The sequence below is a fragment of the Micrococcus sp. CH7 genome, from assembly GCF_001595485.1.
Classification (GTDB): Bacteria; Actinomycetota; Actinomycetes; order Actinomycetales; family Micrococcaceae; genus Micrococcus; species Micrococcus luteus.
The window spans coordinates 101,902-127,676 of sequence record NZ_LOSQ01000008.1 but is presented as its reverse complement, the minus strand read 5'-3'; the positions used below and the strand labels follow the sequence as shown (position 1 = coordinate 127,676).

Here is a 25,775-nt window from a genome sequence, read left to right as displayed (position 1 = left end):
TGCGGACCCCGCCGGAGGCCGTGACCGGGGCCGATTTTGCATCGGCCCCGGGGCCCTGGTAGAGTCTCACCTCGTTGCCCCGATAGCTCAGTGGTAGAGCGCCATCTTGGTAAGATGGAGGTCCCGGGATCGATTCCCGGTCGGGGCTCTGACATGAGAGCCCGCCCTCGCGGCGTGAAAACCGTGAGTGCGGGCGTTCTCGTGTCGTGGCGGCGTAGCTCAGCTGGTTAGAGCGCACGACTCATAATCGTGAGGTCGGGGGATCGAGTCCCCCCGCCGCTACGGAATCGGACGGACCCGGTCACCTCCTCGGAGGGGCCGGGTCCTTTCGCGTTCCGGGGCCCGTCCGTCGCCCCGGTAGCCTGGCGGGCATGTCCACGCGTCGCCCCGCCCCCCAGCCCGCCCGCGGCACCACCGCGCCCCGCGGCTTCGTCTCCCCGTGGGAGCACGGCTCCCGGCTGTACCGGACCCTCGTGCTGACCGGCTCCGCGCTGTTCCTCGTGGGCATCGTGCTGGCGGTCGTCGGCGGGACCACCGGACGCCTCGCCGTCTCCGGGACCGCCCTGGGCGTGCTCGGCGCGGGCGTCGCCGCGCACCTGTCCGCCCAGCTCGTGCGCTTCCGCCAGGCCGCCCGCCGGCAGGGGGAGCGGCGCCCCGGCCGTTAGGCTGGACGGCAGTCGAGAACCGTCCCGCAGGAGGCCCGAGTTGAGCGTGAACCCCGACGTCGCCGGGCGGAGCTATCCGCCCGCGCCCCCCTTCCAGGTCGGTCGTGAGGCGGTCCGCGGCTTCGCCGAGGCCGTGCAGGCCCACCATCCCGTGCACCACGACGTCGCGGCCGCCCGGGCCCTGGGACACGCCGACCTGGTCGCCCCGCCGACCTTCGCCGTCGTCATCGCCCAGCGAGCCGAGGCCGCCGTCGTCGCCGATCCCGAGCTGGGGATCGACTTCTCGCGCGTGGTCCACGCGGACGAGCGTTTCGTCCACCACCGCCCACTGGTGGCCGGGGACGAGGTCGTGGCGACCGTGCGGGTCGAGGCCGTGAAGTCCCTCGGCGGCAACCGCATGGTCACCACCGTCACCGAGATCGCGGATCTGGACGGCGCGGCCGTCTCCACCGTCACGTCCCCCCTGCTGGTCCGGGGAGAGGAGTCCTGATGAGCACCGCCCCCCGCCTGTCCGACCTCGCCCGGGGCGAGGTGGTCGGCACGCGCACCGTCACGTTCACCCGCGCCGACCTCGTCGCCTACGCGGGTGCCTCCGGCGACCGCAACCCGATCCACTGGTCCCCGACGTTCGCCGAGCACGTCGGCCTGCCCGGCGTGATCGCCCACGGGATGCTCACCATGGGCGCGGCCGTGCAGCTCGTCTCGGACTGGGTGGGCGACCCGGGCGCCGTCGTCGACTACCAGACCCGCTTCACCGGCATGGTGCCCGTCGCGGACACCACGGGGCGCACGGACGACGACGGCGCGCCCGTCCCCGGCGCCACGCTCGAGGTCGTCGGCACGGTCGGCGCCGTGGACGAGGCCGCCGGGACGGTGCGGATCGACCTGAACGTCACCAACCCGGACGCGGCGAAGCCGCGCGTGCTGACCAAGGCGCAGGCCGTGGTGCGCCTGGCCGACCCTGCGGGAGAGACCGCGTGAGCGAGCGGCTGGCGGATCACACCACCACCCGCGTCGGCGGGCCCGCGCGCGCGTGGGTCACCGCGCGCACCGAGGCCGAGGCGATCGAGGCCGTGCGCGCCGCCGACGCGGCGGGCGAGCCCCTGTTCGTCCTCGGCGGCGGCTCCAACACCCTCATGGCGGACGCCGGCTTCCCCGGCACCGTCGTGCGGCTGGCCTTCGAGGGCATCCGCGTGCTGGACGGGCCGGTGCCCGGCGAGGGCGAGACGCCGCCCGCCGGCGACGGGGCCCGGCCCGCGGGCCACGAGGGGGAAGCCGTCGTCGTGCGGATCGCGGCGGGCCACCCGTGGGACGACGCCGTCGCATGGACCGTGGCGCACGGGCTCGGCGGGATCGAGGCGCTCTCGGGCATCCCGGGCTCGGCCGGCGCGACGCCCGTGCAGAACGTCGGCGCCTACGGCGCGGACGTCTCGCAGGTGCTCGTCGCCCTGCGCGCGTGGGATCGGGAGGCGGGCGACGTCGTCGAGCTGACGCCCGCGGACCTGCGCTTCGGCTACCGCGACTCCGTGATCAAGCGCTCCATGCTGGAGACCGGCGCGCCGAGTCCTCGGTGGATCGTGCTCTCGATCGACCTGCGGCTGCGCCGCGCCTCCTCCGACGCCGAGCCGACGGCCCCGGTCCGCTACGGGCAGCTGGCGGCTGCGCTCGACGTCGAGGAGGGCGCCCATGCCCCGCTCGCGGTGGTCCGCCGCGAGGTGCTGGCCCTGCGCGCCGCCAAGGGGATGGTGTCCGACCCGCCGGACCCGGACACGTGGTCCACGGGCAGCTACTTCACGAACCCGATCGTGCCTGCGTCCGTGCGGGCCTCCCTGCCCGAGGGCGCCCCGGCGTTCGCCGCCGGGGAGGCCGAGGACGGGACGCCGCTCGTGAAGCTCTCGGCGGCCTGGCTGATCGATCGCGCGGGCTTCGCGAAGGGCTTCGGGCTGCCCGAGGTCGCCCCCCGCGAGGGCGGTCCGGACGGCCGCGGAGCCGACGGCACCGGCCTGGCCGGGGGCCGCGCGTCGGTGTCCACGAAGCACACCCTCGCCATGACCAACCGCGGCGACGCGACCACCGAGGACGTCCTGACGATCGCGCGCACCGTGCGCGACGGCGTGCGCGAACGCTTCGGCGTCGAGCTGCACCCCGAGCCGATGATCATCGGCACCAGCCTCTGACCCCTCACTTTCGTTCGGGAAACGGCGCCCTCAGGAGTGCTTTCGTTCGGGAAACGGCGCCCCTTGGCGGGGCGGGCGCCGTTTCCCGAACGACAACGCGCGAACACCCGCCGTTTCCCGAACGAAAACGGGGGCCGGGGTCCGGGGTCCGGTGCGGGGCCGGGTCCCCGCGCGCGCCGCGGCGCCGGCGTCGCGGCTCAGAGGTTGCCGGTGGCGATCATCAGCATGCGACGCACGGGCTCGGCCGCACCCCACAGCAGCTGGTCGCCGACGGTGAACGCCGAGAGGTACTCGGGACCCATGTTGAGCTTGCGCAGCCGGCCGACGGGGATCTGCAGGGTGCCGGTCGCGGCGATCGGGGTCAGGTCGGTGACCGTGGCCTCCTTGGTGTTCGGCACCACCTGCACCCACTCGTTGTCCGCGGCGATGATCTGCTCGACCTCGTCCAGCGGCACGTCCCGGGTGAGCTTGAGGGTGAGGGCCTGCGAGTGGGAGCGCATCGCGCCGATCCGCACGCACAGCGAGTCGAACGGGATCCGGTCCGCCCCGGTCAGTCCGAGCACCTTGTTGGTCTCGTCGTAGGCCTTGCGCTCCTCGCGGGAGACGCCGTCGCCCAGGTCGGAGTCGATCCAGGGGATCAGCGAGCCACCCAGCGGCACGCCGAACTGCGTCGAGTCCAGGCCGCCGCGCTGCAGCTCGATCACCTTGCGGTCGATCTCGAGGATCGCCGACGCCGGATCGGCCAGCTCGGCCCGCACCGCGCCGCCCAGCTCGGCGTACTGGGTGAGCAGCTCGCGCATGTGCCGGGCGCCGCCGCCGGAGGCCGCCTGGTAGGTCATGGCGGTGCCCCACTCGACCAGGCCCGCCTTGAACAGGCCCCCCAGGCCCATGAGCATGCAGGAGACGGTGCAGTTGCCGCCGATGAAGTCCTTCGTCCCGTTCGCCAGGGCGGCGTCGATCACGCCGCGGTTCACGGGGTCCAGTGCGATCACGGAGGTGTCCGCCATGCGCAGGGTGGAGGCGGCGTCGATCCAGATGCCGTCCCAGCCGGCGGCGCGCAGCTTCGGGTACACGGCCTGCGTGTAGTCCCCGCCCTGCGCGGTGAGGATCACGGGCAGGGCCTTGAGCGCGTCCACGTCGTACGCGTCCTGGAGCACGCCCGGGTCACCGGCCATGCCCTCGAGCACGGGCGCGGGACCGCCGGCGTTGGACGTGGAGAAGAAGACGGGATGGATACGGGCGAAGTCGCCCTCCTCGGCCATGCGCTGCAGGAGGACGGACCCCACCATGCCGCGCCAGCCGACCAGGCCCACGGTGGGCACGGCGGCCGCGTCGGGGGCGTTCACAGATGCGGGGGCAGCGGAAGTCATGCCCTCCAGGCTAGCGGCCCTGCTGCGCGCGCTTCCGCTTGTTCCACGCGATGAGACCGCCCACGGCGAACACCTGGGTCAGCACGAGCAGGAACACCAGCCCGGCGATGGTCTTGCCCTGCAGCACGAGGATCAGCCCGAACACGGCGCACACGAACGCCAGCACGGGCAGGGCGACGAGCGCGAGGAACGAGACCGCCTGCGGGGAGAGCAGACGCTGGTCGGAGTCGGTCGGGGCCATGTCAGTCGCGTTCCCATCGTTCGAAGCGGTGGCGCGGGCCGGAGGCGGAGTCCAGCCACGCGTCGGGGGCGGGCTCGACGGCGGTGCGCCGCCAGCGGGCGTCGAGCAGCGGGGCGTGCGTGTCGCCGTCGACGTCCGCGTCGATCACGGTCACCTCGGCGCGCGAGGCCACGTCGAGGGCCTGCTCGTAGAGCGTCGCCCCGCCGATCACCCACACGGTGTCACAGCCGTCGGCCTCGGCCGCGGCGGACAGGGCCGCCCCGAAGTCCGGCACGACGACGGCACCCGCGGCCCGCAGCTCCGCGCCGGCCTCCTCGGTGGCCGTCAGGGTGCGGGAGACCACGATGTTCGTGCGCCCGGGCAGCGGGCGGAACCGCGCCGGGAACGACTCCCACGTGCGCCGGCCCATGATCACGGGGTGGCCGTGCGTGTGGGCCCGGAAGTGGGCGAGGTCCTCGGGCACGTGCCACGGCATGGTGCCGTCGCGGCCGATGACGCGCTCGGGGGTCTGGGCCCAGATCATGGCGATCACGGGCTCGGTGGGACGGGTGGCCCGGCTCATGGGGTCGCTGCGCATCCTCGGCTCAGACGGCGATCGGCGCCGTGATGGTGGGGTGGTGACGGTAGTCGAGGACCTCGAAGTCGTCGTAGTCGTAGTCGAAGATCGACGCGGGGGTGCGCCGCAGCCGCAGCCGCGGGTACGGGTACGGCTCGCGGGAGAGCTGCTCGCGCACCTGCTCCTCGTGGTTCGCGTAGATGTGCGCGTCCCCACCGGTCCACACGAACTCGCCGGGCGTCAACCCGGTCTGCTGCGCGACCATCACCGTGAGCAGCGCGTACGAGGCGATGTTGAACGGCACGCCGAGGAACAGGTCCGCCGAGCGCTGGTAGAGCTGGCACGAGAGCCGCCCGGGGGCGCCGTCCTGACCGGGGGAGACGTAGAACTGGAACAGCGCGTGGCACGGCGGCAGCGCCATCTCGTCCACCTCGGCGGGGTTCCACGCGGTGACGATGTGCCGGCGCGAGTCGGGGTTCGTCCGGATCTGCTCCACGACCTTGGCGATCTGGTCGATGTGGCCCCCGTCCGGGGTGGGCCACGAGCGCCACTGCACGCCGTAGACGGGGCCGAGCTCGCCGTCCTCGTCCGCCCACTCGTTCCAGATCCGCACGCCGCGCTCCTGGAGCCACCGCACGTTCGAGTCCCCGCGCAGGAACCACAGCAGCTCGAGCGCGACCGACTTGAAGTGCACGCGCTTGGTGGTGATCAGCGGGAAGGACTCGGCCAGGTCGAAGCGCAGCTGGCGACCGAACACGCTGCGCGTGCCCGTGCCGGTCCGGTCCGTCTTGACGACCCCGTGGGCCATCACGTCGGCGAGGAGGTCCTCGTAGGGGGTGGGGATGCTCACCTGGCCCACTCTAGCGATCCGAGCGGACGCGCTGAGCGTCGTCGACGGCCCGGCGGAGGCGGGTACCGGCAGGGCAGGGCCCCGCCCCCGGTCAGCCGTGGAAGACCATGTCCTGGTACTCGGGGTAGCGGCGCAGGTAGTCCTCCACGTAGGAGCACTCGGGCACGATCCGGTCACCCTCCGCGCGCAGCCGGTCCAGGACCATGGTCACGAGGGCGCGGGCGAAGCCGCGGCGGCCGAACTGCTCGTCGATGATGGTGTGCTGCAGGCGCAGGACCACGGTGTCCTCGCCGTCCGCGCCGCGCACGGTCTCCTGGTCGTAGCCGAGGAACCCGATGAAAGTCCCGTCCTGGCGCAGCTCGAAGCGCTGACGGTCCGGGTCCCGGGTCACCGTGAGGCGCTCGTGGACGATCTTCTCGGGCTGGCTCTGGGCGGCGGTGTTCTCCATGACCCGAGCCTAGGGCCGGGGGCGGGCCCGCTCAACGGTGGCCCGGTCGCGCGGGCGGCTCAGTCGTCCCAGGGGTCGTAGACCTCGACGGCCACCACGTCGCCGTCGAGGTCGAGCGCGCGGTGCGCCACGAGCACAGCGCCGGGCCGCAGCCACGGGTCCTCGGTCGGCAGGGCCCGCAGCACGCGGTCCGCCTGGCCGGCGGCCGCGTCCTCGACCACCTCGAACAGCGTCGGCAGCACCGGCCGGTGCGTGCACACGACCAGCGGCCGGGAGCGGCCCATGAGCTCGGCCATCACCTTGCGGGTCTTCTTGGGCTTCTCCCGGGCCGTGGTCTCCGTGAACGCGCCCTTGGTCTTCAGCGGCAGCCGGCTGGACTTCACGAGCGGGGCCAGCGTCTCCACGCAGCGGCGCCACGGGGAGGAGACCAGCCGCTCCGGCCGCCAGGCCGACACGAGGCCCTCGACAGCGAGCGCCTGCCGCCGGCCCGTCGCCGCCAGCGGGCGCTCCTGCTCGGCGCGGGACCACGAGGAGCGGGGCTTGGCCTTGGCGTGGCGCAGCACCAGCAGCGGCACGGTCCGCAGGCGCCCCCGGGAGGCGGCACGCAGCAGCAGCTCGAGCGGTTCGCGATCCGAGTCGTTCGTCAGCAGCCGCCGGGCCTCGTCCGGCCCGACCCAGCGGACCTCGTCCACCTCGTCGCCGTCGGGCAGGGCGCGCTGGCCGTCGACCTCGGCGGCCCAGTACCAGACCTCCTTGCTCAGACGTGCGCCCCGCTTGCCGGGCACCTCGTACGCGGTCACGCACAGCGGGATGCCCGGCCGCAGCTCCAGGCCGACCTCCTCGCGCAGCTCGCGCACCGCGCACTCCGGCAGCGTCTCACCCGGATCGAGCTTGCCCTTGGGCCACGACCAGTCGTCGTAGCGCGGCCGGTGGATCACCATCACCTCGAGGCCGCCGGGCACGCGGCGCCACGGCAGCATGCCGGCGGCCAGCACCTCGGCGCGGGGGCCTTCCGAGACACGGTCCTCCGTGGACCAGCGGGCGACGCGGTCGGCGTGGGACGAGGGCATGGGGCGGGTTCCTCTCGGGTGCGGCGGCCGCGACGACTGCTGGGGCAGGGCACGGGGCGTGGCCGACCCCGCGGGGGCCGGCCCCACCAGGATACGAGGCCGCCGGGATGTGCCCGGCCGGTCCCCGCCCGAGGGTCTCAGGGGCGGCGGTACTGGGCGTCGGCGGCGAACAGCTCGAAGCCGAGGGACGCGTAGAGCGTGACGGCGGCCGTGTTGTCCGCGTCCACGTACAGGTCCACGACGTCGACCCCCTGCTCCGCCATCCGGTGCAGCCCCGCCAGGGTGAGGGCCCGACCGAGGCCGAGGCCCTGGGCGTCGGGGGAGACGCCCACGGCGTACACCTCCCCGACGCGCGGGCCGTCGGCTCCGGCATCCGGCTCCACCTTCGTCCAGTGGAAGCCGAGCAGCCGCCCGTCCGCCTCGCGGGCGGCGAGCAGGAGGCCGTCGGCGTCGAACCAGTCCTCCGCCATGCGGTCGTCGAGGTCGGCGCGGGTCAGGCTGCCCTGTTCGGGGTGGTCCGCGAAGGCGGCGGCGTTCACGTCCAGCCAGGCCTGCTCGTCCTGGCCGGGGACGAAGCCGCGCAGGGTGACCCCGTCGGCGAGCCGCACCTCCGGCAGGGCGGCGAGCGCCGCGTGCGACAGGCGCATCCGGCGCAGCTCGCGGACGGGCTCGAGGCCGTGCCGCCGGGCGAGCCGGACCGCCCCCGGGAGCATGCCGTGGGCCCAGACGCTCGTGGTGTCCTCCCGCGCCAGGTCTCGGACCGCGGCGGCCGCGGCGTCGGCCAGGGCCGTCCCCCGGCCGATGCGGCGTGCCGCCGGGTCGACGACGAGCTCGAGCACGGCCGCCGTGCCCTCGGGCACGAGCACGGCCGCCCCGTCGATCGCCCCGTCCGGGCCCCGGGTGGCCCCCCACCAGAGCTGCCCGCCGCGGGCGAGCAGCACGCGCGTCTGGTCCGACAGCGGGGGATGGCCGTCCGCCGCCCCGGCGCGGTCGGCCAGGTCCAGGACGGCGCTCGCCTCCTCCGGGCGCGGGGTGACGACGCGCGGCATGCCGTCGGCGTCGGAGGTCGTGGGGGTGGGGTGTTCGGCCATGCCGGCCACCCTACGGAAGGAGGACGGTGGCCCGCGAGGTGCGCCCCGCCGTCGCCCGCCCAGGGCCGAGCCGGTGCGCACCTGGCAGGATGGGGCAGGTGATGCGCTTGTCCATGGCCCTGAGTGCGGCCGTCGCCGCCCTCGTCCTGGGCGGTGCCGCGTTGCTGGGCCCGGTCCCCGCCGCCCTCGCCGCCGCCGTCGTGATCCTGGTCATCGCCTGGGGCTGGCCGCGGCAGATGGGGGCGCCCGCGCGCCTCTCGCTCAGCGTCACCCTGGCCGTCGCCGGGGGCGCCGCGGTGCTGCTCATGCTGCTGTGGCCGCCGCTCGAGGACGGCCACAGCGGGGCCTGGACGCTCTTCGAGCCGCTCGCCGTCGTCGTCGCCTGGAGCACCATGGCCTCGTTCGTCGTCCAGCTGGTGCGCGGGACCGGCCGGCCGCTGCGCCTCGAGTCCACCGTCGCCACGATGGGCGGGGCGTTCATGGCCGTCGTGACGGCGTGCTGGGTGGCCGTCTCACGCTGGACCGACACCCCCGCGGTCGCCGGGCTGGTCATCACGCTGGCGGTCACGGTGGCCGCGGTCTCCCTCGTCGGCCTCACCCCGTGGATGCAGGGCCGGCCGGGAGTCCTGGCGCTCGTCGTCATCCCCCTCGGCACGGTGCTCGCCTGGCCCGTCTCGGCGCTGGCCGGCGTGGGCGCCCGGGACCGGCCGGCCGTCACGGCCGCGGCGCTCGCGGTGGCCGTGCTGGTGTCCCTGACCGCCGCCACGGCGCCGTCGTCGCGGCCGCGACCCGAGGACCGGCCGGTGGGCACCACCCTGCGCCCGCGCCGGGCGGGCTACGCCCTCGCGTTGGCGCCCGTGGGCGCGGCCGGCGTCGTGGCGCACGTCATGGTGGGCTTCCTGGCCTGACAGGTCGGGCCCGCTCGGTAGGATGTCCCGCATGGATACCCTTCTTGCGCTCGAGATCTTCTTCCTGGCCCTCGTGGTCCTGGCCGGCCTGGGCATGGCCGCCGTCGCCGCGGTCGTCATCAGCGGCCTCTTCAAGGGCCAGCGCTGAGGACGCGCGGCCCGCTGTCGGGCCGCGCCGTGATCTGCCATGGCGACTGAACTCCCGTACGACCTCACCCCCGAGCTCGCGCCCCTGTCCTGGCTCATCGGCAGCTGGGAGGGCCAGGGCCGCCTCGGCGACGGCTCCGCCGGGACCGAGATCTTCTATCAGCGGGTGGACTTCACCGAGCACGGTCTGCCGTTCGTGGAGTACCGCGCCGAGTCGTGGCTGTGCGAGGCGGACGGCACGCTGCTGCGTCCGCTGACCGTGGAGTCCGGCTTCTGGCAGGTGGACCGGGCGCGGCGCGACGGCGACGTCGGCCCCGGCATGCGCCCGGCGGACATCGTCCCCGCGTTCCGCTCCGCCGAGGACGTCGAGCGGCTGCGCGCCGGTGACGAGGGCTTCGGCCTGACCGCCACCATCACGCATCCGGGCTCGCTGTCCGAGCTGTACTACGGCCGCATCAAGGGCCCGCAGCTGCAGCTGGCCACGGACGCGGTCCTGCGTGGCTCCGCCGCCGGCCCGTACCACCGGGCCACCCGCATGGCCGGTCTCGTGAACGGGCAGCTGTTCTGGCGCTGGGACGTCGCGGACGCCGCGGGCGCCGAGCTCGAGGCGCACGCCTCCGCCATCCTGGACCGCATGCCGAGCGCGGCCGAGGGTCGGCTCGCTCCGGGGGCCGAGCGTCCTCGCGGGGCTCGCGGGGAGCAGTCGTGACGACCTCCCGCAGCCCGCTGCTGGACCTGGCCGTGGCCGAGCCGCAGGGGCCGGCCGGCGGCGCCGTCGAGGGCCGCGGCCCGGACGCCGGCGTCGCCGCGCACTACGGTCGCCCCCTGCCAGAGCAGCGCGCCCTCGCCCGGGGCCGCGCCCTGGTCGACCTCTCCCACCGGGCCGTGCTCTCCGTGTCCGGCCCGGACCGGCTGAGCTGGCTGCACACGCTCGGCACGCAGCACGTCGAGACGCTGCCCCCCGGCACGAGCACCGAGATCCTCTTCCTCGACGTGCAGGGGCGGATCGAGCACGCCGCCCACCTGCTCGAGGACGGTACCGCGGCCTGGCTCGTCACGGACCGCGAGGACGGCCCGGGCCTGGCCGCGTGGCTCACCTCGATGCGCTTCTCCCACGACGTCACGCTGCGGGACCACACCGGGGCGGTCGCCGTCGTGGGCGCCACCGCGCCCGTGCCCGGCTGGGAGGACCGCACCGTGTGGCTGGACCCGTGGCCGCGCGTCGGGGCGGGCGGCTGGGCCTACACGGCCGATCCGGATCCGGCGACCCACCCGGGTGCGGACTGGTCCTGGCGCGAGTACCTCATCACCCGGGCCGACCTCGAGGCCACCGTCCGCGCGCTCGGCACGGGCGTGCTCGCGGGCTGGTCCCTGGCGGGCACGACGGCGGCCGAGGCGCTGCGCATCGAGGCCGGCCGCCCCCGCCGGGCCCTCGACGTGGACGACCGCGCGATCCCGCACGAGCTGGACCTGCTGCGCACCGCCGTGCACCTCGAGAAGGGCTGCTACCGCGGTCAGGAGACCGTGGCGCGCGTGCACAACCTGGGCCGCCCGCCCCGCCGCCTCACCCGCCTGCTCCTGGACGGCTCCGTCCACGCGCTCCCCGAGCACGGTGCCCCCGTGATCCTCCGGCCGGCCGAGGACACGCCCGAGGCCCGCGCCGCCGCCCGTCCGGTGGGGACGGTCACCGCCGCGGCCCAGCACCATGAGGCGGGCGCCGTCGCCCTGGCGCTGCTCAAGCGCACGGTGCCCGTGGACGCCGAGCTGCTGGTCCGCGAGGACGCTCCCGGCGAGGACGGTGCCGCCGAGGGCGGCTGGATCGCCGCGAGCCAGGAGCCGCTCGTGTCCCCGGACGCCGGGCAGGTCGTCGGCCGACCGCGCGGCGTGGGCCGCCTGCGCTGACCGACTCGCCGGCTCAGTCCAGCGCGAGGACGGTCCGCGTGCCCGCCGCCTCCAGCCCGACGGCGATCGCCACGTGGTGCGCGGCTGTGTGGCCCGCCAGCACCTCGGCGAACGGCAGCAGCCCCTCCAGCGCCGCCCGGTCCATCGCCACGGCCACCGCGTAGCGGCCGAGCCCACGACCGCGCAGCCGCGGTGGGGTGAGGGTGCCCAGCGAGGCCAGCACGCCGCCCGTCACGCGATGCCCCGCCGCCGCCACCGCGGCTTCGATCGCCCGTCCCGCGCCGTCGTCGGGAACGAGCGCGACCGAGGACTCCCAGGAGGGGACACCCGCCTCGGCCATGTCGTCTGCGGGGGCCTGCGCGACCACGGCGTGGACGTGGGCGGGGTCGTCGGACACGGCGACGGTGCGCGAGGGGTCGACCGGCGGCGGTTCCTCGGTCGCGTAGAGCGTGAACTCGCCACGCGAGCGCACCGCCTCCCCGGCGGCGGCCCGCACCGCCGTCCGCAGCAGGGCCGACTCCACGCCCAGCGCCTCGGCGGGCACGCCGCGGCAGGCACGCGTGAACCACGCCGGCCCCGCCACGACGGTGGCCCAGGGCAGGGCCAGCACCTCCGCCTCGGCCCCATCCGGCCGGACCACCTCGATGCGGCGCGGCTCGGCGCCCGCCGCCGGGGCGTCGCCGGGCAGCAGCGCGGTGTCGGGCAGGCCGAGCCGACGCGCCAGCCCGAGGGCCAGCACGCCGACGGCGGGGTGGTCGGGTCTCACCGGCCGAACAGGATCTTCGCCTCGTCGTAGCGCGAGACCGGCACCTTCTTGAGGCCCTTGAGGGCGGCGCTCATGGGGATGGAGATGATCTCCGTGCCGTTGGCCGCCACCATCTGTCCCCAGCGGCGCTGCGCGACGAGGTCGACGGCGCCCATGCCGAAGCGCGTGGAGAGCACGCGGTCCGTGGCGGTGGGGGCGCCGCCGCGCTGGATGTGGCCCAGGATGGTGCTGCGCGTCTCGATGCCCGTCATCTCCTCGATCTCGCGGGTCACCCACTCGCCGATGCCGCCCAGACGCGGCCGGCCGGACGCCTCGACGCCGGCCTCGGCCAGCGGGTCGTCGTGGCCCTCGGGGACGAAGCCCTCCGCCACCACGACCAGCGGGGAGCGACCGCGGTCGTGGACCTGCTGCACCCACTCGGCGACCTGGGACATCGGGGTGCGGACCTCGGGGATGAGGATCGCGTGGGCGCCGGCGGCCATGCCCGAGTGCAGGGCGATCCAGCCGACGTGGCGGCCCATGACCTCGGCGACCATGCAGCGGTGGTGGGACTCGCCCGTGGTGCGCAGCCGGTCCATGGCGTCCGTGGCGATCTGCACGGCCGTGTCGAAGCCGAACGTGTAGTCGGTGCCCTGCAGGTCGTTGTCGATCGTCTTGGGCACGCCCACGATCGGCAGCCCGTCCGCGGCCAGGCGGTTCGCGCCGGCCAGGGTGCCCTCGCCGCCGATGGCGATGACGGCGTCGATGTCCAGCTCGCGCAGGTTGCGGAGCATGTTCTCCGGGCCGCCGCCCTCCGCGTCGTAGGGGTGCGTGCGCGAGGTGCCGAGGATGGTGCCGCCGGTGCGGGCCAGGCCGCGCACGCGGGAGCGGGGCAGGTCCTCGACGTCCTTCTCGATCAGGCCGGACCATCCGTTGCGGATGCCCACCATCTCCATGTCGTACGACTTGATGCCGTGCAGGACGGCGGAGCGGATGACGGCGTTCAGGCCGGGGCAGTCGCCTCCGGAGGTGAGCATTCCGACGCGCATGGGGTCCTCTCGGGCGTTCTCGTGGGGGTCGGCACTACCCTAGGCGTGCCCGCCGCGTCGCGTCAGGGGACGGGCGACGGGCGGCGGGTCAGCCGAGGGCCACGAGGACGGCGACCTGGAGGGCCGTCGCACCCACGAGGATGCCGCTCGCCGGGCCGAGGGTGCCGGGACGACGGCCGCTGAGCAGAGTGCCCAGCATGACGGGGGCGATCACCGCGAGCGCGGCCACGAGCATCGGCACGGCCAGCAGCGTGGGGGTCGGACCGACGCCGAGCAGCAGGCTGATCCCGAGGGCGGCGAGCGCGGCGAGGACGGCCCCGACGTAGGTGGCGGCCTGCGCGATCGGCCCGAGGCGCGGCTTCGCGGCCGTGGCTGCGGACCCCGAGCCGGTCGGGGTGGTGGCCGCCCGCGGGGCCTCGTCGGCCAGACGCGCCGCGGCCCGCCGCTCGCGAGAGTGGACGGGCTCGCGCCACGCGCCGGTCGCGGGGTCGATCCATTCGGGGCGGAAGCCGTGCGGGTCGGCGACCTCGGCTGCCCGCTCGCCCGGGCCTCCGCCGACGTACCAGGCCGGGCGCGGCACGGCGTGGGTGGGCTGGTCGGCGTCGGGGGCCCGGCCCGGGGCCACGCGGGCCTGCGCCCGGCCGTCCCAACGGGTCACGAGCCACCAGACGAGCACGGCCAGCGCGCCCAGGCCCACGAGGGAGCCGGGGCCGCCCACGGCTGGGGCGATGAGGGTGAACCCGGCGCCGAGCAGCAGGTTGAGGGCGCCGATCGCCCCGATCACGCCGATGGCCACGGTGGCGTCCTGCCACTCCCCGCGGCGCAGGCGGCCGAACTGCACGCGTCCGTCGGCGTCGGGGAGGACGGCCCAGGCGGCCGCGTAGGCCAGCAGGCCCAGGCCCGCGGAGACCATGCACACGGCGACGAACACGCCGCGGGCGAGCAGCGGGTCGATGCGGTAGCGCTCGGCCACGCCGCCGAGCACCCCGCCGACCCACGAGGCCGGCGAGCGGCGCACGCCCCAGCCCAGGACGGCGCGGCGCAACCAGCCCGGCAGGGCGTCCAGTCCGTCGGGGCCGGTCTCGCCCGCAGTGGCTCCGTCGGGGGCGACGTGGGGGCCGGGGCCGGTGAACGGGTCGTGTGTGCTCGTCATGTCTCCATCCTCGTCCGCCCGCGGCCCCCGCCCATCCGGGAACTCCCGGAATCCTCCCCGGATGTGTCACCCCGTCCGACGCGGCAGGATGGGGGCATGCCCACCCCGTCCGCGCCCGCGCAGGCCCCACGTCCGCCGTTGATGCGGCACGGGGCCGACCGTCCGGTGTCCGGCGTCGCCGCGGGGCTCGCCCGGCATCTCGGGGTGCCCGTCGGCCGTGTCCGCGCGGCCCTGGCGCTGCTGAGCCTGATGGGCGGCGCGGGCCTGGCCCTGTACGTGTGGCTCTGGCTGCTCATGCCGGAGGAGGGCCCGGACGGCGCTCCCGCCGCCGACGCCCCCACCCTGCGTGGTCGCGCCCCCGAGGTGCTCGAGCGGGTGCGCGAGGGCGGCTGGCCGGTCCTGCTGGCCGCCGTGGTGCTCGGCGTGGGCGTGCTGACCGTCGCGGACGGCCTCGGCCTCGCCGTCGACTGGGCGCTCGTGGGCCCGGTGGCCGTCCTCGTGATCGGCCTCGGCCTGGCCTGGATGCAGCTCGACCTGGCGGGCGGGCCCCGGGCCGGGCGGAGCGGACGACTGGTCCGCCTCGTGCTCGGCACGGCCCTCGTGCTGCTGGCGGTGCTGGCCATCGTCCTGGGCGCCGTGAGCTCGGGCGAGCTGTGGCGGGCCCTGCTGGCCGCCGTCGCGATGCTCGCCGGCGCGGCGCTGGTGGCCATGCCCTACGTCCTGGCCTGGCTGCGCCGACGCGACGCGGAGCGGACCGCGTTCGCGGTGCAGGTCCAGCGCGCCGAGATCGCGGCGCACCTGCACGACTCGGTGCTGCAGTCCCTCGCCCTCATCCAGCGGCGCGCCCAGGACGCAGACGCGGTGGCCCGGGTGGCCCGCGCCCAGGAGCGTGAGCTGCGTCAGTTCCTCGCCCTGGACTCCCGTGGCGGCCCGCGCTCCCTGGCGGAGGCGCTCGAAGAGCACGCCGCCGCCGTCGAGGACGCACACGGGTCCCGGGTGGAGGTCGTGGCCGTGGGGCGGGCCGCGGGGGCGTGGCTCGAGCCGCTCGCGGCCGCGGCGCGCGAGGCCATGCAGAACGCGGCCCGGCACGCCGGCGACGCGCAGGTCTTCGCGGAGGCCGGTGAGGACGACCGCGGCCGCACCGTCGCGGAGGTGTTCGTCCGGGACCGCGGCCCCGGCTTCGACCTGCCCACGGTCCCGGCCGACCGGCTCGGCGTGCGGGAGTCGATCCTCGGCCGCATGGAGCGTGCCGGCGGGGCCGCCCGCATCCGGTCCGGCCCGGGCGGCACCGAGGTCCACCTGACGCTGACCGAGCCCGAGGGAGCGCGAGCGCTCACCGGACAGGAGCACCCATGACCGACCCCGCCCCGCGCACGGCCGTCATCGTGGACGACCACGCGATCTTCCGCTCCGGCCTGCGCGCCGACCTGGACCCGGACCGACTGGCCATCGTCGGCGAGGCCGGGGACGTGGACGAGGCCGTCCGCACCGTGCTGGACCTGGCGCCGGATGTGGTGCTGCTGGACGTGCACCTGCCCGGCGGGGCCGGCGGCGGGGGAGCGGAGGTGGCCGAGCGCGTCCTCGCGCGCCGACCCGCGCAGCGGTTCCTGGCCCTGTCCGTCTCGGATGCGGCCGAGGACGTCGTCGCCGTGATCCGTGCGGGGGCCCGCGGCTACATCACCAAGACGGCCTCCGGCGCGGAGGTGGCGGACGCGGCGGTCCGCGTGGCCGACGGCGACGCGGTGTTCTCGCCCCGGCTGGCCGGGTTCGTCCTCGACGCCTTCCGCGGCACGGCGCCCGCGCCCCCGCTCGTCCCCGCCGCGGCGGCGAGCGGGGCTGCGGCCCCCGACGAGGACCTCGACCGGCTCTCGGCACGGGAGCGGGAGGTCATGCGGCTGATTGCCCGCGGCTACACCTACCGGGAGGCCGGGGCGGAGCTGTTCATCTCGGACCGCACGGTCGAGACCCACGTGTCCTCCGTGCTGCGCAAGCTCCAGCTCTCCAACCGCCACGAGCTGACCCGCTGGGCCGCGCGCCGCGGATACGCCTGAGCCCCGCGGCACGCGGCGTCGCGGGGCTCAGGGGCGGGGTGTGCGGCTCAGGCGCTGAGCAGGGCGCGGATGCGCTCGACGCCCTCGGCGAGGTCCGCATCGCCCAGCGCGTAGGACAGTCGCAGGTAGCCGGACGGGCCGAACGCCTCGCCGGGGACCACGGCGACCTCCGCCTCGTCGAGGATGAAGGCGGCCAGCTCGGCCGACGTCGTGGGGGTGACGCCGCCGCGGTAGGTCTTCCCGAGCGCCTCCCGCACGTCCACGTACGCGTAGAACGCACCCTGCGGGGTGGGACAGTGGAAGCCCGGCACGGCGTCCATGGCTTCGACCATGGCCCGGCGCCGGCGGTCGAACGCCGTCTTCATCTCCGCCACGGCGTCCAACGGGCCGGCGATGGCGGCCAGCGCGGCCCGCTGCGACACGTTGGCCACGTTCGAGGTGGCGTGGGACTGCAGGTTCGTGGCGGCCTTGACCACGTCCAGCGGGCCGGCCATCCACCCGACGCGCCAGCCCGTCATGGCGTAGGTCTTGGCGACGCCGTTGAGGATCACGGACTGCTCCGCCAGCTCGGGCACGGCGCGGACGATCGAGGTGAACGGCATGCCGTCGTAGGTCAGGTGCTCGTAGATCTCGTCGGTGACCACCCACAGCCCCCGCTCCCGTGCCCACCGGCCGATCGCCGCCGTCTCCTCGGGGGAGTACACGGCGCCGGTGGGGTTGGAGGGGGAGACGAACAGGAGCACCTTGGTGCGGTCCGTGACGGCCTCGTCGAGCTGGTCCACGGTGACCTTGTAGCCCTGCTCGGGGCCGGCGAACACCTCGACCGGCACGCCGCCGGCCAGGCGGATCGCCTCCGGGTAGGTGGTCCAGTAGGGGGCGGGGACGAGCACCTCGTCCTGCGGGTCCAGCAGGGCGGCGAAGGCGTTGTACACGGCCTGCTTCCCGCCGTTGGTCACGAGCACCTGGGCGGCCTCGAGGGACACGCCGGAGTCGCGCAGCGTCTTGGCCGCGATCGCCTCGCGCAGCTCGGGCAGGCCGGCGGCGGGGGAGTAGCGGTGGTTCTTCGGGTCCCGGGCCGCGGCGACGGCGGCCTCCACGATGTAGTCCGGGGTGGGGAAGTCGGGCTCGCCGGCGCCGAAGCCGATCACCGGGCGCCCGGCGGCCTTGAGCTCCTTGGCGCGGGCGTCGACGGCGAGGGTGGCGGAGGGCGCGATGGCGGACAGACGGGCGGAGACGCGGCGGGCGGGCGCGGCCATGAGGACCTTCTTCGAGCTCGACGGGGAGGGCGGGGCGGAGCGGGGCTCCGTCCTGCCAGGGTACTGACTGCCCGGGGCCCGTTCGACTCCCGCCGCCCGATGGCGTATCCTGGATCTCCGGTACCGCGTTCGCGGTCGATCCCGCGAGGGTTCGGTCGGCTCCGTCGGTTCGAAGGGTAGTGGCGCAATTGGTAGCGCAGCGGTCTCCAAAACCGCAGGTTGCAGGTTCGAGTCCTGTCTGCCCTGCTCGATGCCGGGCCTCGTGCTCGGCATCGGACGTGTAGAAAGCGATTCGGCGATCCGACGAGTGAGGCCACGTGACTGAGATGGCGGCGAACGGCGGGGGGCCCGCCCCCACGCCGAGCAGGCAGCGTCGCGGGCTGTTCGCGCGGATCGCGCTGTTCCTGCGCCAGGTGGTGGACGAGCTCCGCAAGGTCGTCACCCCCACGAGCGAGGAGCTGCTGCGCACGACCGGAGTGGTGCTCGCCTTCGTGGCGTTCATGATCCTGCTGGTCATGGGGCTGGACTGGGTGTTCGGCACCGTGGCGGGTCTCCTGTTCGGCGCCGGCGGCCTCTGAGCCCGGCGCGGACGGTCCCGACGTCGCAGGACGCGTCCCCCGCACGCCCGTGAGGGCCCTCCCCGACGGCAGGGCCCCCCGTCCGTCAGCAGAAAGCAGGAACCGTGTCCGAGCAGGAACTGGATCGTCAGCCCGCCGAGGAGTCCGTCCCGATGTCGGAGGACGCCGTGGCCGAGGAGACCGCCGAGACCGCGCAGGACGCCGGCACGCCCGTCGAGGACGCCCTGGACGAGGTCGCCGGCAGCGGTGACGAGACCGCCGAGGCCACCGTGCAGGAGGCCGACCTGGCCGTCGCCGAGGGCGAGGACGCACCGACCCCCGTCGAGGAGCAGTCCGACGACGAGCCCGCCGTGGACCCCGCCGAGGAGCTGCGCACCCGCCTGCGCCGCCAGCCCGGCGACTGGTACGTCGTCCACACCTACGCCGGCTACGAGAAGCGCGTGAAGACGAACCTCGAGGCCCGCATCCTGACCCAGGACATGGAGGACTCGATCTACGAGATCGAGGTCCCCATGGAGGAGGTCGTGGAGATCAAGAACACCACGCGCAAGATCGTCTCGCGCGTGCGCATCCCGGGCTACGTGCTCGTCCGCATGGACCTCGACGACGCCTCGTGGGGCGTCGTACGGCACACCCCGGGCGTCACGGGCTTCGTGGGCAACGACGCCCACCACCCGCAGCCGCTCAGCCTGGACGAGGTGTACGACATGCTCGCCCCGTCCGTGATCCAGGAGGCCGCCCGCGCCGCCGAGAAGGCCGGCCTGGCCGTCCCCGCCGCGGCCGAGTCCGGCGCGCCCGCCGCCCCCGCGATCCACGTGGACTTCGAGGTCGGCGAGTCGGTCACCGTCAACGACGGCCCGTTCGAGACCCTCCCGGCCACGATCTCCGAGATCAAGCCGGAGGCCCAGCAGCTCGTGGTGCTCGTCTCAATCTTCGAGCGCGAGACCCCCGTGACGCTGTCCTTCAACCAGGTGACCAAGGCCATCTGAGGACACCCGACGCTTCCGCACCGGGCCGGCCGCCTGCCGGCCCGGACGCGGCACCGGCCGCCGCGCCACGGCGGCCACCGCCCCCGGTGCGCTCCTGCGCCGAGGGTCCCCCAGTGAGAGAAGGATCCACTCATGGCTCCCAAGAAGAAGGTCACCGGTCTGATCAAGCTTCAGATCCAGGCCGGCGCCGCCAACCCGGCCCCGCCCATCGGCCCCGCCCTGGGCCAGCACGGCGTGAACATCATGGAGTTCTGCAAGGCGTACAACGCCGCCACCGAGTCGCAGCGCGGCAACGTGGTCCCGGTCGAGATCACCGTGTACGAGGACCGCTCGTTCACCTTCGTGACCAAGACCCCGCCGGCCGCCGAGCTCATCAAGAAGGCCGCCGGCGTCGCCAAGGGCTCCGCCACCCCGCACACGGCCAAGGTCGGCACGCTGACCCAGGCCCAGTGCGAGGAGATCGCCCAGACCAAGATGGAGGACCTGAACGCCAACGACGTCCAGGCCGCCGCCAAGATCATCGCGGGCACCGCCCGCTCGATGGGCATCACCGTCGAGGGCTGACGCCCACCCCCACCCCCTTCCAGTGGCAGGGCCGAGCGCGGCCCGCAGACCACGACTGCACAAGGAGAAGAACGCAGATGGCACAGCGCAGCAAGGCATACAAGGCGGCCAAGGCCGCGATCGGCGAGGATCTGTACTCGCCGGTGGAGGCGATCCGCCTCGCCAAGGAGACCAACCCCTCCAAGACCGACGCCACCGTGGAGGTGGCCCTCCGCCTCTCGGTCGACCCCCGCAAGGCCGACCAGATGGTCCGCGGCTCCGTGAGCCTGCCCCACGGCACCGGCAAGACCGCCCGCGTCGTCGTGTTCGCCACCGGTGACCGCGCCGAGGCCGCCCGCGCCGCCGGCGCGGACGTCGTGGGCGACGACGACCTGATCGCCCGGATCTCCGAGGGCTGGGTGGACTTCGACGCCGCCGTGGCCTCCCCGGAGCTCATGGGCAAGGTCGGCCGTCTGGGCAAGGTGCTCGGCCCCCGCAACCTGATGCCGAACCCCAAGACCGGCACCGTGACCCCGGACGTGGCCAAGGCCGTGGCCGACATCAAGGGCGGCAAGATCGACTTCCGCGTCGACAAGCACTCCAACCTGCACTTCATCATCGGCAAGACCTCCTTCGAGGCCAAGGCCCTGGTGGAGAACTACGCCGCAGCCCTCGAGGAGGTCCTGCGTCTGAAGCCGTCCTCCTCCAAGGGCCGCTACATCTCCAAGGCCACCGTGGCCACCACCTTCGGCCCGGGCGTGCCCATGGACCCGAACGTGACCTCGGTGGACTCCTCCGAGCTCTGAGCCACGCGGCCCCGGTGATCGGGGCCCACGACGTCGGCCGGTCGTCCCCGCAGCGGGGACGACCGGCCGGCGTCGTCCCGGGTCGATTTTGCGGGCCCGCCCCGGACGTGTACGCTGGTGCCTACCGAAGACCGCCGGTCGTGGTGCCCTGCCTCCGGGCAGAGCCCACCGAAGGATCTCCCTGACGGAGACGGCCCGCGCAGGTGAACGTGAGCCACGCTCGCATCCGCACGTCGACCCTCCGGGTCCGGCCGCGTCGATGCTCCTGCTGCGCCCCGTGCATCTGCACGGGGCGCTTTCTCGTCTCGGGGTGGCGGTTCCCACGCATCATCGAGAGGAGTGCCATGGCGACGTCCGCGAAGGAGTCGGCGGTGGCTGAGCTCACGGACCTGTTCCGTGAGTCCAGCGCCGCTGTTCTGACGGAATACCGTGGCCTGACGGTGACGGAGCTCAAGCAGCTGCGCGACTCCATCCGTCAGGACGCGACCTACGCCGTGGCGAAGAACACGCTGGCCGAGATCGCGGCCAAGGACGCCGGTCTGGAGGGCCTCGAGGCTCACCTGTCCGGTCCCACCGCGATCGCGTTCGTGACCGGGGACCCGGTCAACGTCGCGAAGGCCCTGCGTGACTTTGCCAAGGATCACGAGAAGCTCGTGCTCAAGGGCGGCTACATGGATGGCCAGCCCCTGGACGAGGCCGGCATCAAGAAGCTCGCGGACCTCGAGTCCCGCGAGGTGCTGCTGGCCAAGTTCGCCGGCGCGATGAAGGGCAGCATGTCCAAGGCTGCCGCCCTGTTCCAGGCGCCGCTGTCCAAGACCGTCCGCACGGTCGAGGCGCTGCGCGCCGCGCAGGGCGAGGCTGCCTGAGCAGTCCGCCCCGGGCTGCACGGCCCACCACTTCACACGTAGTCAAGACGTACCCGTAAAGGAGCCATCATGGCCAAGCTGACCACCGAAGAGCTGCTCGCCGCGTTCGAGGAGCTGACCCTCATCGAGCTGTCCGAGTTCATCAAGGCGTTCGAGGAGAAGTTCGACGTCACCGCCGCCGCCCCCGTGGCCGTGGCCGCCGCCGGCGGTGCCGCCGGCGGTGCCGAGGCCGCCGCCGCCGAGGAGAAGGACGAGTTCGACGTCGTCCTCGAGGCCGCCGGCGACAAGAAGATCGGCGTCATCAAGGAGGTGCGCGCCCTCACCTCCCTCGGCCTGAAGGAGGCCAAGGACCTGGTGGACGGCGCTCCCAAGCCCATCCTCGAGGGCGTCAACAAGGAGACCGCCGAGAAGGCCAAGGAGCAGCTCGAGGGCGCCGGCGCCACCGTCACCCTCAAGTGATGATCGCGGCCTGAGCCGCATCACGCCTCCTCACGAGGCCCCCGGACCCGCGCTGCGGACCGGGGGCCTCGTGGCGTCCCGGGTCACGCACCCCCGGCTGGACAGGGGCGACGGGCGCGGATAGGATGGATCTTTGCATCTCCCCTGTTCCGTGCCGCCCGCAGGACCTCGCGTCCCGCCGTGGCCCGCACGGTTCCGCACGGCCTTCATATAGCGGTGGGCCGGCGCCGCCGTCTCGCGGCAGGGGAGCGAACGGAACCCAGAAGGCCTGTGGAAGGATCCTACGTGGTCGCCTCGAGCACCTCCAACGAAACCGCTACCGTCTCCCCGCGATCCGGCGCCTCCGCCGGACGCGTCTCCTTCGCCAAGATCTCCGAGCCGCTGGACGTGCCGGACCTGCTGGCGCTGCAGACCGAGTCGTTCGACCGCCTGATCGGCAATGAGCGGTGGGCCGCGCGCGTGGACGCCGCCCTGGCCGCCGACGACCACTCCGTGCCCGTCACCTCGGGACTGACGGACATCTTCGAGGAGATCTCCCCGATCGAGGACTTCCAGGGCACCATGTCCCTGTCCTTCGCCGAGCCCGAGTTCGCCGACGCGAAGATGACGGAGGAGGAGTGCAAGGATCGCGACGCGACCTTCTCCGCCCCGCTGTACGTCAAGGCCGAGTTCATGAACAACACGACCGGCGAGATCAAGCAGCAGACCGTCTTCATGGGCGACTTCCCGCTGATGACCCGCAACGGCACGTTCATCATCAACGGCACCGAGCGCGTCGTCGTCTCCCAGCTGGTCCGCTCCCCGGGCGCCTACTTCGAGCGCACCCCGGACAAGACCTCGGACAAGGAGATCTTCTCCGCGAAGATCATCCCCTCGCGCGGCGCCTGGTTCGAGCTCGAGGTGGACAAGCGTGACCAGGTCGGCGTCCGCCTCGACCGCAAGCGCAAGCAGCCCGTGACGGTGCTGCTCAAGGCCATGGGCTGGACCGAGTCCCGCATCCTGGAGGAGTTCGGCCACTACGACTCCATCCGCGCCACCCTCGAGAAGGACGGCACCGCGGACCAGGACGAGGCCCTGCTCGACATCTACCGCAAGCTGCGCCCGGGCGAGCCGGCCGCCGTCGACGCCGCGCAGACGCTGCTGAACAACCTGTACTTCACCCCGAAGCGCTACGACCTCGCCAAGGTGGGCCGCTACAAGCTCAACCGCAAGCTCGGCGTGGACGTGCACCTCGGCGACCCCAACGCGTCTGTGCTCACCGAGGACGACATCGTCCAGATGGTGCACTTCATCGCCGCGCTGCACGCCGGCGAGACCGTCATCAAGGGCACGCGCGACGGCGAGCCGGTGGATGTGCGCGTGGAGATCGACGACATCGACCACTTCGGCAACCGTCGCATCCGTGCGGTGGGCGAGCTGATCGAGAACCAGATCCGCACCGGCCTGTCCCGCATGGAGCGCGTCGTGCGCGAGCGCATGACCACCCAGGACGTCGAGGCGATCACCCCGCAGACCCTGATCAACATCCGCCCCGTGGTGGCGGCGATCAAGGAGTTCTTCGGCACCTCGCAGCTGTCCCAGTTCATGGACCAGAACAACCCGCTGGCCGGCCTGACGCACAAGCGTCGCCTGTCCGCGCTCGGCCCGGGCGGCCTGTCCCGCGACCGTGCCGGCATGGAGGTCCGTGACGTCCACCCGTCGCACTACGGCCGCATGTGCCCCATCGAGACCCCGGAAGGCCCGAACATCGGCCTCATCGGGTCGCTGGCGACCTTCGGCCGGATCAACTCCTTCGGCTTCATCGAGACCCCGTACCGCCGCGTGGTCGACGGCCGGGTCACGGACACCGTGGACTACCTGACCGCCGACGACGAGCTGGCCTTCCAGATCGCCCAGGCGAACGCCCCGGTGGATGAGGACGGCCGGTTCGAGGAGGAGTTCGTGCTCTGCCGCCAGCGCGGCGGCGACGGCGAGCCCGTGCTCTCGACCGTGGACGAGATCGACTACATGGACGTGTCCCCGCGCCAGATGGTGTCGGCGGCCACCGCCCTGATCCCGTTCCTCGAGCACGACGACGCCAACCGCGCGCTCATGGGCGCGAACATGCAGCGTCAGGCCGTGCCGCTGCTCCGCTCCGAGGCCCCCTACGTGGGCACCGGCATGGAGAAGTACGTGGCCGTGGACGCGGGCGACTCCGTGACGGCCACCCAGGGCGGCGTCGTGACCGAGGTGGCCGCGGACCTGGTGACCGTCATGAACGACGACGGCACCACCACGCACTACCCGATCATGAAGTTCGCCCGCTCGAACCAGGGCAACGCCTACAACCAGCGGGTGCGCGTCTCCGAGGGCGAGCGGGTGGAGCCGCTGAGCATCATCGCCGACGGTCCCGCCACGGACAACGGCGAGCTCGCGCTCGGCAAGAACCTCCTCGTCGCGTTCATGCCCTGGGAGGGCCTGAACTACGAGGACGCGATCATCCTGTCCCAGCGCATGGTCTCGGAGGACGTCCTCACCTCGATCCACATCGAGGAGCACGAGGTCGACGCCCGCGACACCAAGCTGGGCGCCGAGGAGATCACGCGCGACATCCCCAACGTGTCCGAGGAGGTGCTCTCGCAGCTCGACGAGCGCGGCATCATCCACATCGGCGCCGAGGTGGAGGCCGGCGACATCCTGGTCGGCCGCGTGACCCCGAAGGGCGAGACCGAGCTGACCCCGGAGGAGCGCCTGCTGCGCGCGATCTTCGGCGAGAAGTCCCGCGAGGTCCGCGACACGTCCCTGAAGGTGCCGCACGGCGAGTCCGGCACCGTCATCGGCGTGCGCATCTTCGACCGCGACGAGGACGACGACCTGCCCCCGGGCGTGAACCAGCTGGTGCGCGTCTACGTGGCGCAGAAGCGCAAGATCACCGACGGCGACAAGATGGCCGGCCGCCACGGCAACAAGGGCGTCATCTCGAAGATCCTGCCGCTCGAGGACATGCCGTTCCTGGCGGACGGCACCCCGGTGGACATCGTGCTGAACCCGCTCGGCGTCCCCGGCCGCATGAACCTCGGCCAGGTCATGGAGCTGCACCTGGGCTGGGCCGCCTCGCGCGGCTGGGACATCCAGGGCGAGCCGGAGTGGATCAAGGACCTGCCGAACTTCCCGCGGCAGTCCGGTCCGGTCAACGTGGCCACCCCGGTGTTCGACGGCGCCGAGGCGTACGAGATCACGGGCCTGCTCGGCCACGTGAACGTGACCCGCGACGGCGACCGTCTCATGAGCGACAGCGGCAAGGCGCAGCTGTTCGACGGCCGCACCGGCGAGCCGTTCCCGGACCCGGTGTCCGTGGGCTACATGTACATGCTCAAGCTGCACCACCTGGTGGACGACAAGATCCACGCCCGTTCCACGGGCCCGTACTCGATGATCACGCAGCAGCCGCTGGGCGGTAAGGCCCAGTTCGGCGGCCAGCGCTTCGGCGAGATGGAGGTGTGGGCGCTCGAGGCGTACGGCGCGGCGTTCACCCTCCAGGAGCTGCTGACCATCAAGTCCGACGACATCCACGGCCGCGTGAAGGTCTACGAGGCCATCGTCAAGGGCGAGAACATCCCGGAGCCGGGTGTTCCCGAGTCCTTCAAGGTGCTCATCAAGGAGATGCAGTCCCTCTGCCTGAACGTGGAGGTCCTCTCCGCCGACGGCCAGGCCATCGAGATGCGCGACGCGGAGGACGAGGTCTACCGCGCCGCCGAGGAGCTGGGCATCGACCTCTCCCACGCCGAGCCCAGCTCGGTGGAGGAAGTCTGAGCCGGGCCCGATCCCGCATCCACAAGACGTCACCTGAGAACCACTGAACCAAGGGAGTTCACC

At 73.6% G+C, this 25,775-nt stretch carries 27 protein-coding genes and 3 tRNA genes; 19 read left to right on the top strand and 11 right to left on the bottom strand.

Going from position 1 to position 25,775, the window contains the following annotated elements; translation table 11 throughout:
- Positions 1-76 precede the first annotated feature (76 nt).
- From AUV08_RS04030 to AUV08_RS04005, 6 genes are all read left to right on the top strand, one after another.
- Positions 77-148: transfer RNA gene (locus AUV08_RS04030), tRNA-Thr, on the top strand.
- A gap of 60 nt (positions 149-208) precedes the next feature.
- Positions 209-282 (top strand) — tRNA-Met (locus tag AUV08_RS04025).
- 89 nt (positions 283-371) lie between these two features.
- Entirely contained in the window at positions 372-665 is a 294-nt protein-coding gene (locus AUV08_RS04020) for a hypothetical protein (RefSeq protein ID WP_061867137.1), read from the top strand.
- 40 nt (positions 666-705) lie between these two features.
- Entirely contained in the window at positions 706-1,155 is a 450-nt protein-coding gene (locus AUV08_RS04015) for a MaoC family dehydratase N-terminal domain-containing protein (protein ID WP_061867136.1), read from the top strand.
- On the top strand, positions 1,155-1,646 hold the full coding sequence (locus AUV08_RS04010) for a MaoC/PaaZ C-terminal domain-containing protein (RefSeq protein ID WP_061867135.1): 492 nt from the start codon (positions 1,155-1,157) through the stop codon (positions 1,644-1,646). The genes AUV08_RS04015 and AUV08_RS04010 overlap by 1 nt, the downstream gene beginning before the upstream one ends.
- Complete coding sequence (locus AUV08_RS04005; RefSeq protein WP_061873106.1) at positions 1,643-2,842, top strand: UDP-N-acetylmuramate dehydrogenase; 1,200 nt, start codon at positions 1,643-1,645, stop codon at positions 2,840-2,842. Before AUV08_RS04010 ends, AUV08_RS04005 begins: the two co-directional genes overlap by 4 nt.
- Before the next feature lie 197 nt (positions 2,843-3,039).
- On the opposite strand, the gene asd is transcribed toward AUV08_RS04005, so the two are convergent.
- The 7 genes from asd to mshD all read right to left on the bottom strand — a co-directional run bounded on the left by asd (position 3,040) and on the right by mshD (position 8,468).
- Positions 3,040-4,212, bottom strand: a complete 1,173-nt coding sequence (gene asd, locus AUV08_RS04000; protein ID WP_061867133.1) for an aspartate-semialdehyde dehydrogenase — start codon at positions 4,210-4,212, stop codon at positions 3,040-3,042.
- A gap of 10 nt (positions 4,213-4,222) precedes the next feature.
- Entirely contained in the window at positions 4,223-4,453 is a 231-nt protein-coding gene (locus tag AUV08_RS03995) for an NF038396 family protein (protein ID WP_061867132.1), read from the bottom strand.
- 1 nt (position 4,454) lies between these two features.
- Complete coding sequence (locus AUV08_RS03990; protein ID WP_061867131.1) at positions 4,455-5,015, bottom strand: dihydrofolate reductase; 561 nt, start codon at positions 5,013-5,015, stop codon at positions 4,455-4,457.
- 22 nt (positions 5,016-5,037) lie between these two features.
- Complete coding sequence (locus tag AUV08_RS03985) at positions 5,038-5,868, bottom strand: thymidylate synthase (protein ID WP_061867130.1); 831 nt, start codon at positions 5,866-5,868, stop codon at positions 5,038-5,040.
- Between the two features lie 82 nt (positions 5,869-5,950).
- Positions 5,951-6,307 carry a GNAT family N-acetyltransferase gene (locus AUV08_RS03980; RefSeq protein WP_036337891.1) on the bottom strand — a complete coding sequence of 119 codons (357 nt, stop codon included), beginning with the start codon at positions 6,305-6,307 and terminating at the stop codon, positions 5,951-5,953.
- A 59-nt stretch (positions 6,308-6,366) separates the two neighbouring features.
- Positions 6,367-7,377 carry an NUDIX hydrolase gene (locus tag AUV08_RS03975; protein WP_061867129.1) on the bottom strand — a complete coding sequence of 337 codons (1,011 nt, stop codon included), beginning with the start codon at positions 7,375-7,377 and terminating at the stop codon, positions 6,367-6,369.
- Between the two features lie 137 nt (positions 7,378-7,514).
- Positions 7,515-8,468 (bottom strand): mycothiol synthase, encoded by a 954-nt coding sequence (mshD, locus tag AUV08_RS03970; RefSeq protein WP_061873105.1) that lies wholly within the window; start codon positions 8,466-8,468, stop codon positions 7,515-7,517.
- Between the two features lie 101 nt (positions 8,469-8,569).
- On the opposite strand from mshD, the gene AUV08_RS03965 reads away from it, so the two are divergent.
- The 3 genes from AUV08_RS03965 (at position 8,570) to AUV08_RS03955 (ending at position 11,425) form a co-directional block, all read left to right on the top strand.
- Entirely contained in the window at positions 8,570-9,376 is an 807-nt protein-coding gene (locus AUV08_RS03965; protein ID WP_223247462.1) for a hypothetical protein, read from the top strand.
- A gap of 187 nt (positions 9,377-9,563) precedes the next feature.
- Positions 9,564-10,232 carry an FABP family protein gene (locus AUV08_RS03960; RefSeq protein ID WP_036337900.1) on the top strand — a complete coding sequence of 223 codons (669 nt, stop codon included), beginning with the start codon at positions 9,564-9,566 and terminating at the stop codon, positions 10,230-10,232.
- A complete protein-coding gene (locus tag AUV08_RS03955) occupies positions 10,229-11,425 on the top strand; it encodes a folate-binding protein YgfZ (RefSeq protein WP_041103565.1) in 1,197 nt (398 codons plus the stop codon). The genes AUV08_RS03960 and AUV08_RS03955 overlap by 4 nt, the downstream gene beginning before the upstream one ends.
- A 13-nt stretch (positions 11,426-11,438) precedes the next feature.
- On the opposite strand, the gene AUV08_RS03950 is transcribed toward AUV08_RS03955, so the two are convergent.
- The 3 genes from AUV08_RS03950 to AUV08_RS03940 all read right to left on the bottom strand — a co-directional run bounded on the left by AUV08_RS03950 (position 11,439) and on the right by AUV08_RS03940 (position 14,372).
- Complete coding sequence (locus tag AUV08_RS03950) at positions 11,439-12,191, bottom strand: hypothetical protein (RefSeq protein WP_041103564.1); 753 nt, start codon at positions 12,189-12,191, stop codon at positions 11,439-11,441.
- Positions 12,188-13,219, bottom strand: coding sequence for a 6-phosphofructokinase (locus AUV08_RS03945; RefSeq protein WP_061867126.1), 1,032 nt, complete (start codon positions 13,217-13,219; stop codon positions 12,188-12,190). The genes AUV08_RS03950 and AUV08_RS03945 overlap by 4 nt, the downstream gene beginning before the upstream one ends.
- Positions 13,220-13,307: 88 nt before the next feature.
- Positions 13,308-14,372, bottom strand: a complete 1,065-nt coding sequence (locus tag AUV08_RS03940; protein ID WP_061867125.1) for a PspC domain-containing protein — start codon at positions 14,370-14,372, stop codon at positions 13,308-13,310.
- A 96-nt stretch (positions 14,373-14,468) separates the two neighbouring features.
- Here AUV08_RS03940 and AUV08_RS03935 point away from each other — a divergent pair, with 96 nt between their 5' ends.
- Positions 14,469-15,728, top strand: coding sequence for an ATP-binding protein (locus AUV08_RS03935; protein ID WP_061867124.1), 1,260 nt, complete (start codon positions 14,469-14,471; stop codon positions 15,726-15,728).
- Entirely contained in the window at positions 15,725-16,423 is a 699-nt protein-coding gene (locus AUV08_RS03930; RefSeq protein WP_041103562.1) for a response regulator transcription factor, read from the top strand. The genes AUV08_RS03935 and AUV08_RS03930 overlap by 4 nt, the downstream gene beginning before the upstream one ends.
- Positions 16,424-16,470: 47 nt before the next feature.
- Here the strand turns inward: AUV08_RS03930 and AUV08_RS03925 are convergent, their stop codons facing one another.
- Positions 16,471-17,679, bottom strand: coding sequence for a pyridoxal phosphate-dependent aminotransferase (locus AUV08_RS03925; RefSeq protein ID WP_041103561.1), 1,209 nt, complete (start codon positions 17,677-17,679; stop codon positions 16,471-16,473).
- 173 nt (positions 17,680-17,852) lie between these two features.
- Here AUV08_RS03925 and AUV08_RS03920 point away from each other — a divergent pair.
- The 8 genes from AUV08_RS03920 (at position 17,853) to rpoB (ending at position 25,712) form a co-directional block, all read left to right on the top strand.
- Positions 17,853-17,925 (top strand) — tRNA-Trp (locus AUV08_RS03920).
- 80 nt (positions 17,926-18,005) lie between these two features.
- Positions 18,006-18,257: a preprotein translocase subunit SecE gene (secE, locus tag AUV08_RS03915; RefSeq protein WP_036317743.1), complete on the top strand. Its 252-nt coding sequence runs from the start codon at positions 18,006-18,008 to the stop codon at positions 18,255-18,257.
- Between the two features lie 104 nt (positions 18,258-18,361).
- Positions 18,362-19,246: a transcription termination/antitermination protein NusG gene (gene nusG, locus AUV08_RS03910; RefSeq protein ID WP_036317744.1), complete on the top strand. Its 885-nt coding sequence runs from the start codon at positions 18,362-18,364 to the stop codon at positions 19,244-19,246.
- 132 nt (positions 19,247-19,378) lie between these two features.
- Positions 19,379-19,810, top strand: coding sequence for a 50S ribosomal protein L11 (gene rplK, locus AUV08_RS03905; protein WP_010080374.1), 432 nt, complete (start codon positions 19,379-19,381; stop codon positions 19,808-19,810).
- Between the two features lie 77 nt (positions 19,811-19,887).
- The gene (gene rplA / locus AUV08_RS03900; protein WP_036317746.1) at positions 19,888-20,595 is read left to right on the top strand and encodes a 50S ribosomal protein L1; all 708 of its coding nucleotides are present in this window, start codon (positions 19,888-19,890) and stop codon (positions 20,593-20,595) included.
- 344 nt (positions 20,596-20,939) lie between these two features.
- Complete coding sequence (rplJ, locus tag AUV08_RS03895) at positions 20,940-21,461, top strand: 50S ribosomal protein L10 (protein ID WP_002854782.1); 522 nt, start codon at positions 20,940-20,942, stop codon at positions 21,459-21,461.
- A 69-nt stretch (positions 21,462-21,530) separates the two neighbouring features.
- On the top strand, positions 21,531-21,920 hold the full coding sequence (gene rplL, locus AUV08_RS03890; protein ID WP_036317747.1) for a 50S ribosomal protein L7/L12: 390 nt from the start codon (positions 21,531-21,533) through the stop codon (positions 21,918-21,920).
- A gap of 285 nt (positions 21,921-22,205) precedes the next feature.
- A complete protein-coding gene (rpoB, locus tag AUV08_RS03885; RefSeq protein WP_036317750.1) occupies positions 22,206-25,712 on the top strand; it encodes a DNA-directed RNA polymerase subunit beta in 3,507 nt (1,168 codons plus the stop codon).
- The last annotated feature ends 63 nt before the right edge of the window (positions 25,713-25,775 follow it).

Coding starts and splice junctions, on each gene's coding strand:
- mshD (WP_061873105.1), bottom strand. CDS start 8,468: ATGGCCGAACACCCCACCCCCACGACCTCCGACGCCGACGGCATGCCG.
- AUV08_RS03945 (WP_061867126.1), bottom strand. CDS start 13,219: ATGCGCGTCGGAATGCTCACCTCCGGAGGCGACTGCCCCGGCCTGAAC.
- AUV08_RS03975 (WP_061867129.1), bottom strand. CDS start 7,377: ATGCCCTCGTCCCACGCCGACCGCGTCGCCCGCTGGTCCACGGAGGAC.
- rplA (WP_036317746.1), top strand. CDS start 19,888: ATGGCACAGCGCAGCAAGGCATACAAGGCGGCCAAGGCCGCGATCGGC.
- AUV08_RS03965 (WP_223247462.1), top strand. CDS start 8,570: ATGCGCTTGTCCATGGCCCTGAGTGCGGCCGTCGCCGCCCTCGTCCTG.
- AUV08_RS03990 (WP_061867131.1), bottom strand. CDS start 5,015: ATGAGCCGGGCCACCCGTCCCACCGAGCCCGTGATCGCCATGATCTGG.
- AUV08_RS03995 (WP_061867132.1), bottom strand. CDS start 4,453: ATGGCCCCGACCGACTCCGACCAGCGTCTGCTCTCCCCGCAGGCGGTC.
- rplJ (WP_002854782.1), top strand. CDS start 20,940: ATGGCGACGTCCGCGAAGGAGTCGGCGGTGGCTGAGCTCACGGACCTG.
- AUV08_RS03980 (WP_036337891.1), bottom strand. CDS start 6,307: ATGGAGAACACCGCCGCCCAGAGCCAGCCCGAGAAGATCGTCCACGAG.
- asd (WP_061867133.1), bottom strand. CDS start 4,212: ATGACTTCCGCTGCCCCCGCATCTGTGAACGCCCCCGACGCGGCCGCC.
- AUV08_RS03940 (WP_061867125.1), bottom strand. CDS start 14,372: ATGACGAGCACACACGACCCGTTCACCGGCCCCGGCCCCCACGTCGCC.
- secE (WP_036317743.1), top strand. CDS start 18,006: ATGGCGGCGAACGGCGGGGGGCCCGCCCCCACGCCGAGCAGGCAGCGT.
- AUV08_RS04010 (WP_061867135.1), top strand. CDS start 1,155: ATGAGCACCGCCCCCCGCCTGTCCGACCTCGCCCGGGGCGAGGTGGTC.
- AUV08_RS03935 (WP_061867124.1), top strand. CDS start 14,469: ATGCCCACCCCGTCCGCGCCCGCGCAGGCCCCACGTCCGCCGTTGATG.
- AUV08_RS03925 (WP_041103561.1), bottom strand. CDS start 17,679: ATGGCCGCGCCCGCCCGCCGCGTCTCCGCCCGTCTGTCCGCCATCGCG.
- AUV08_RS03960 (WP_036337900.1), top strand. CDS start 9,564: ATGGCGACTGAACTCCCGTACGACCTCACCCCCGAGCTCGCGCCCCTG.
- rplL (WP_036317747.1), top strand. CDS start 21,531: ATGGCCAAGCTGACCACCGAAGAGCTGCTCGCCGCGTTCGAGGAGCTG.
- AUV08_RS03930 (WP_041103562.1), top strand. CDS start 15,725: ATGACCGACCCCGCCCCGCGCACGGCCGTCATCGTGGACGACCACGCG.
- rplK (WP_010080374.1), top strand. CDS start 19,379: ATGGCTCCCAAGAAGAAGGTCACCGGTCTGATCAAGCTTCAGATCCAG.
- AUV08_RS04020 (WP_061867137.1), top strand. CDS start 372: ATGTCCACGCGTCGCCCCGCCCCCCAGCCCGCCCGCGGCACCACCGCG.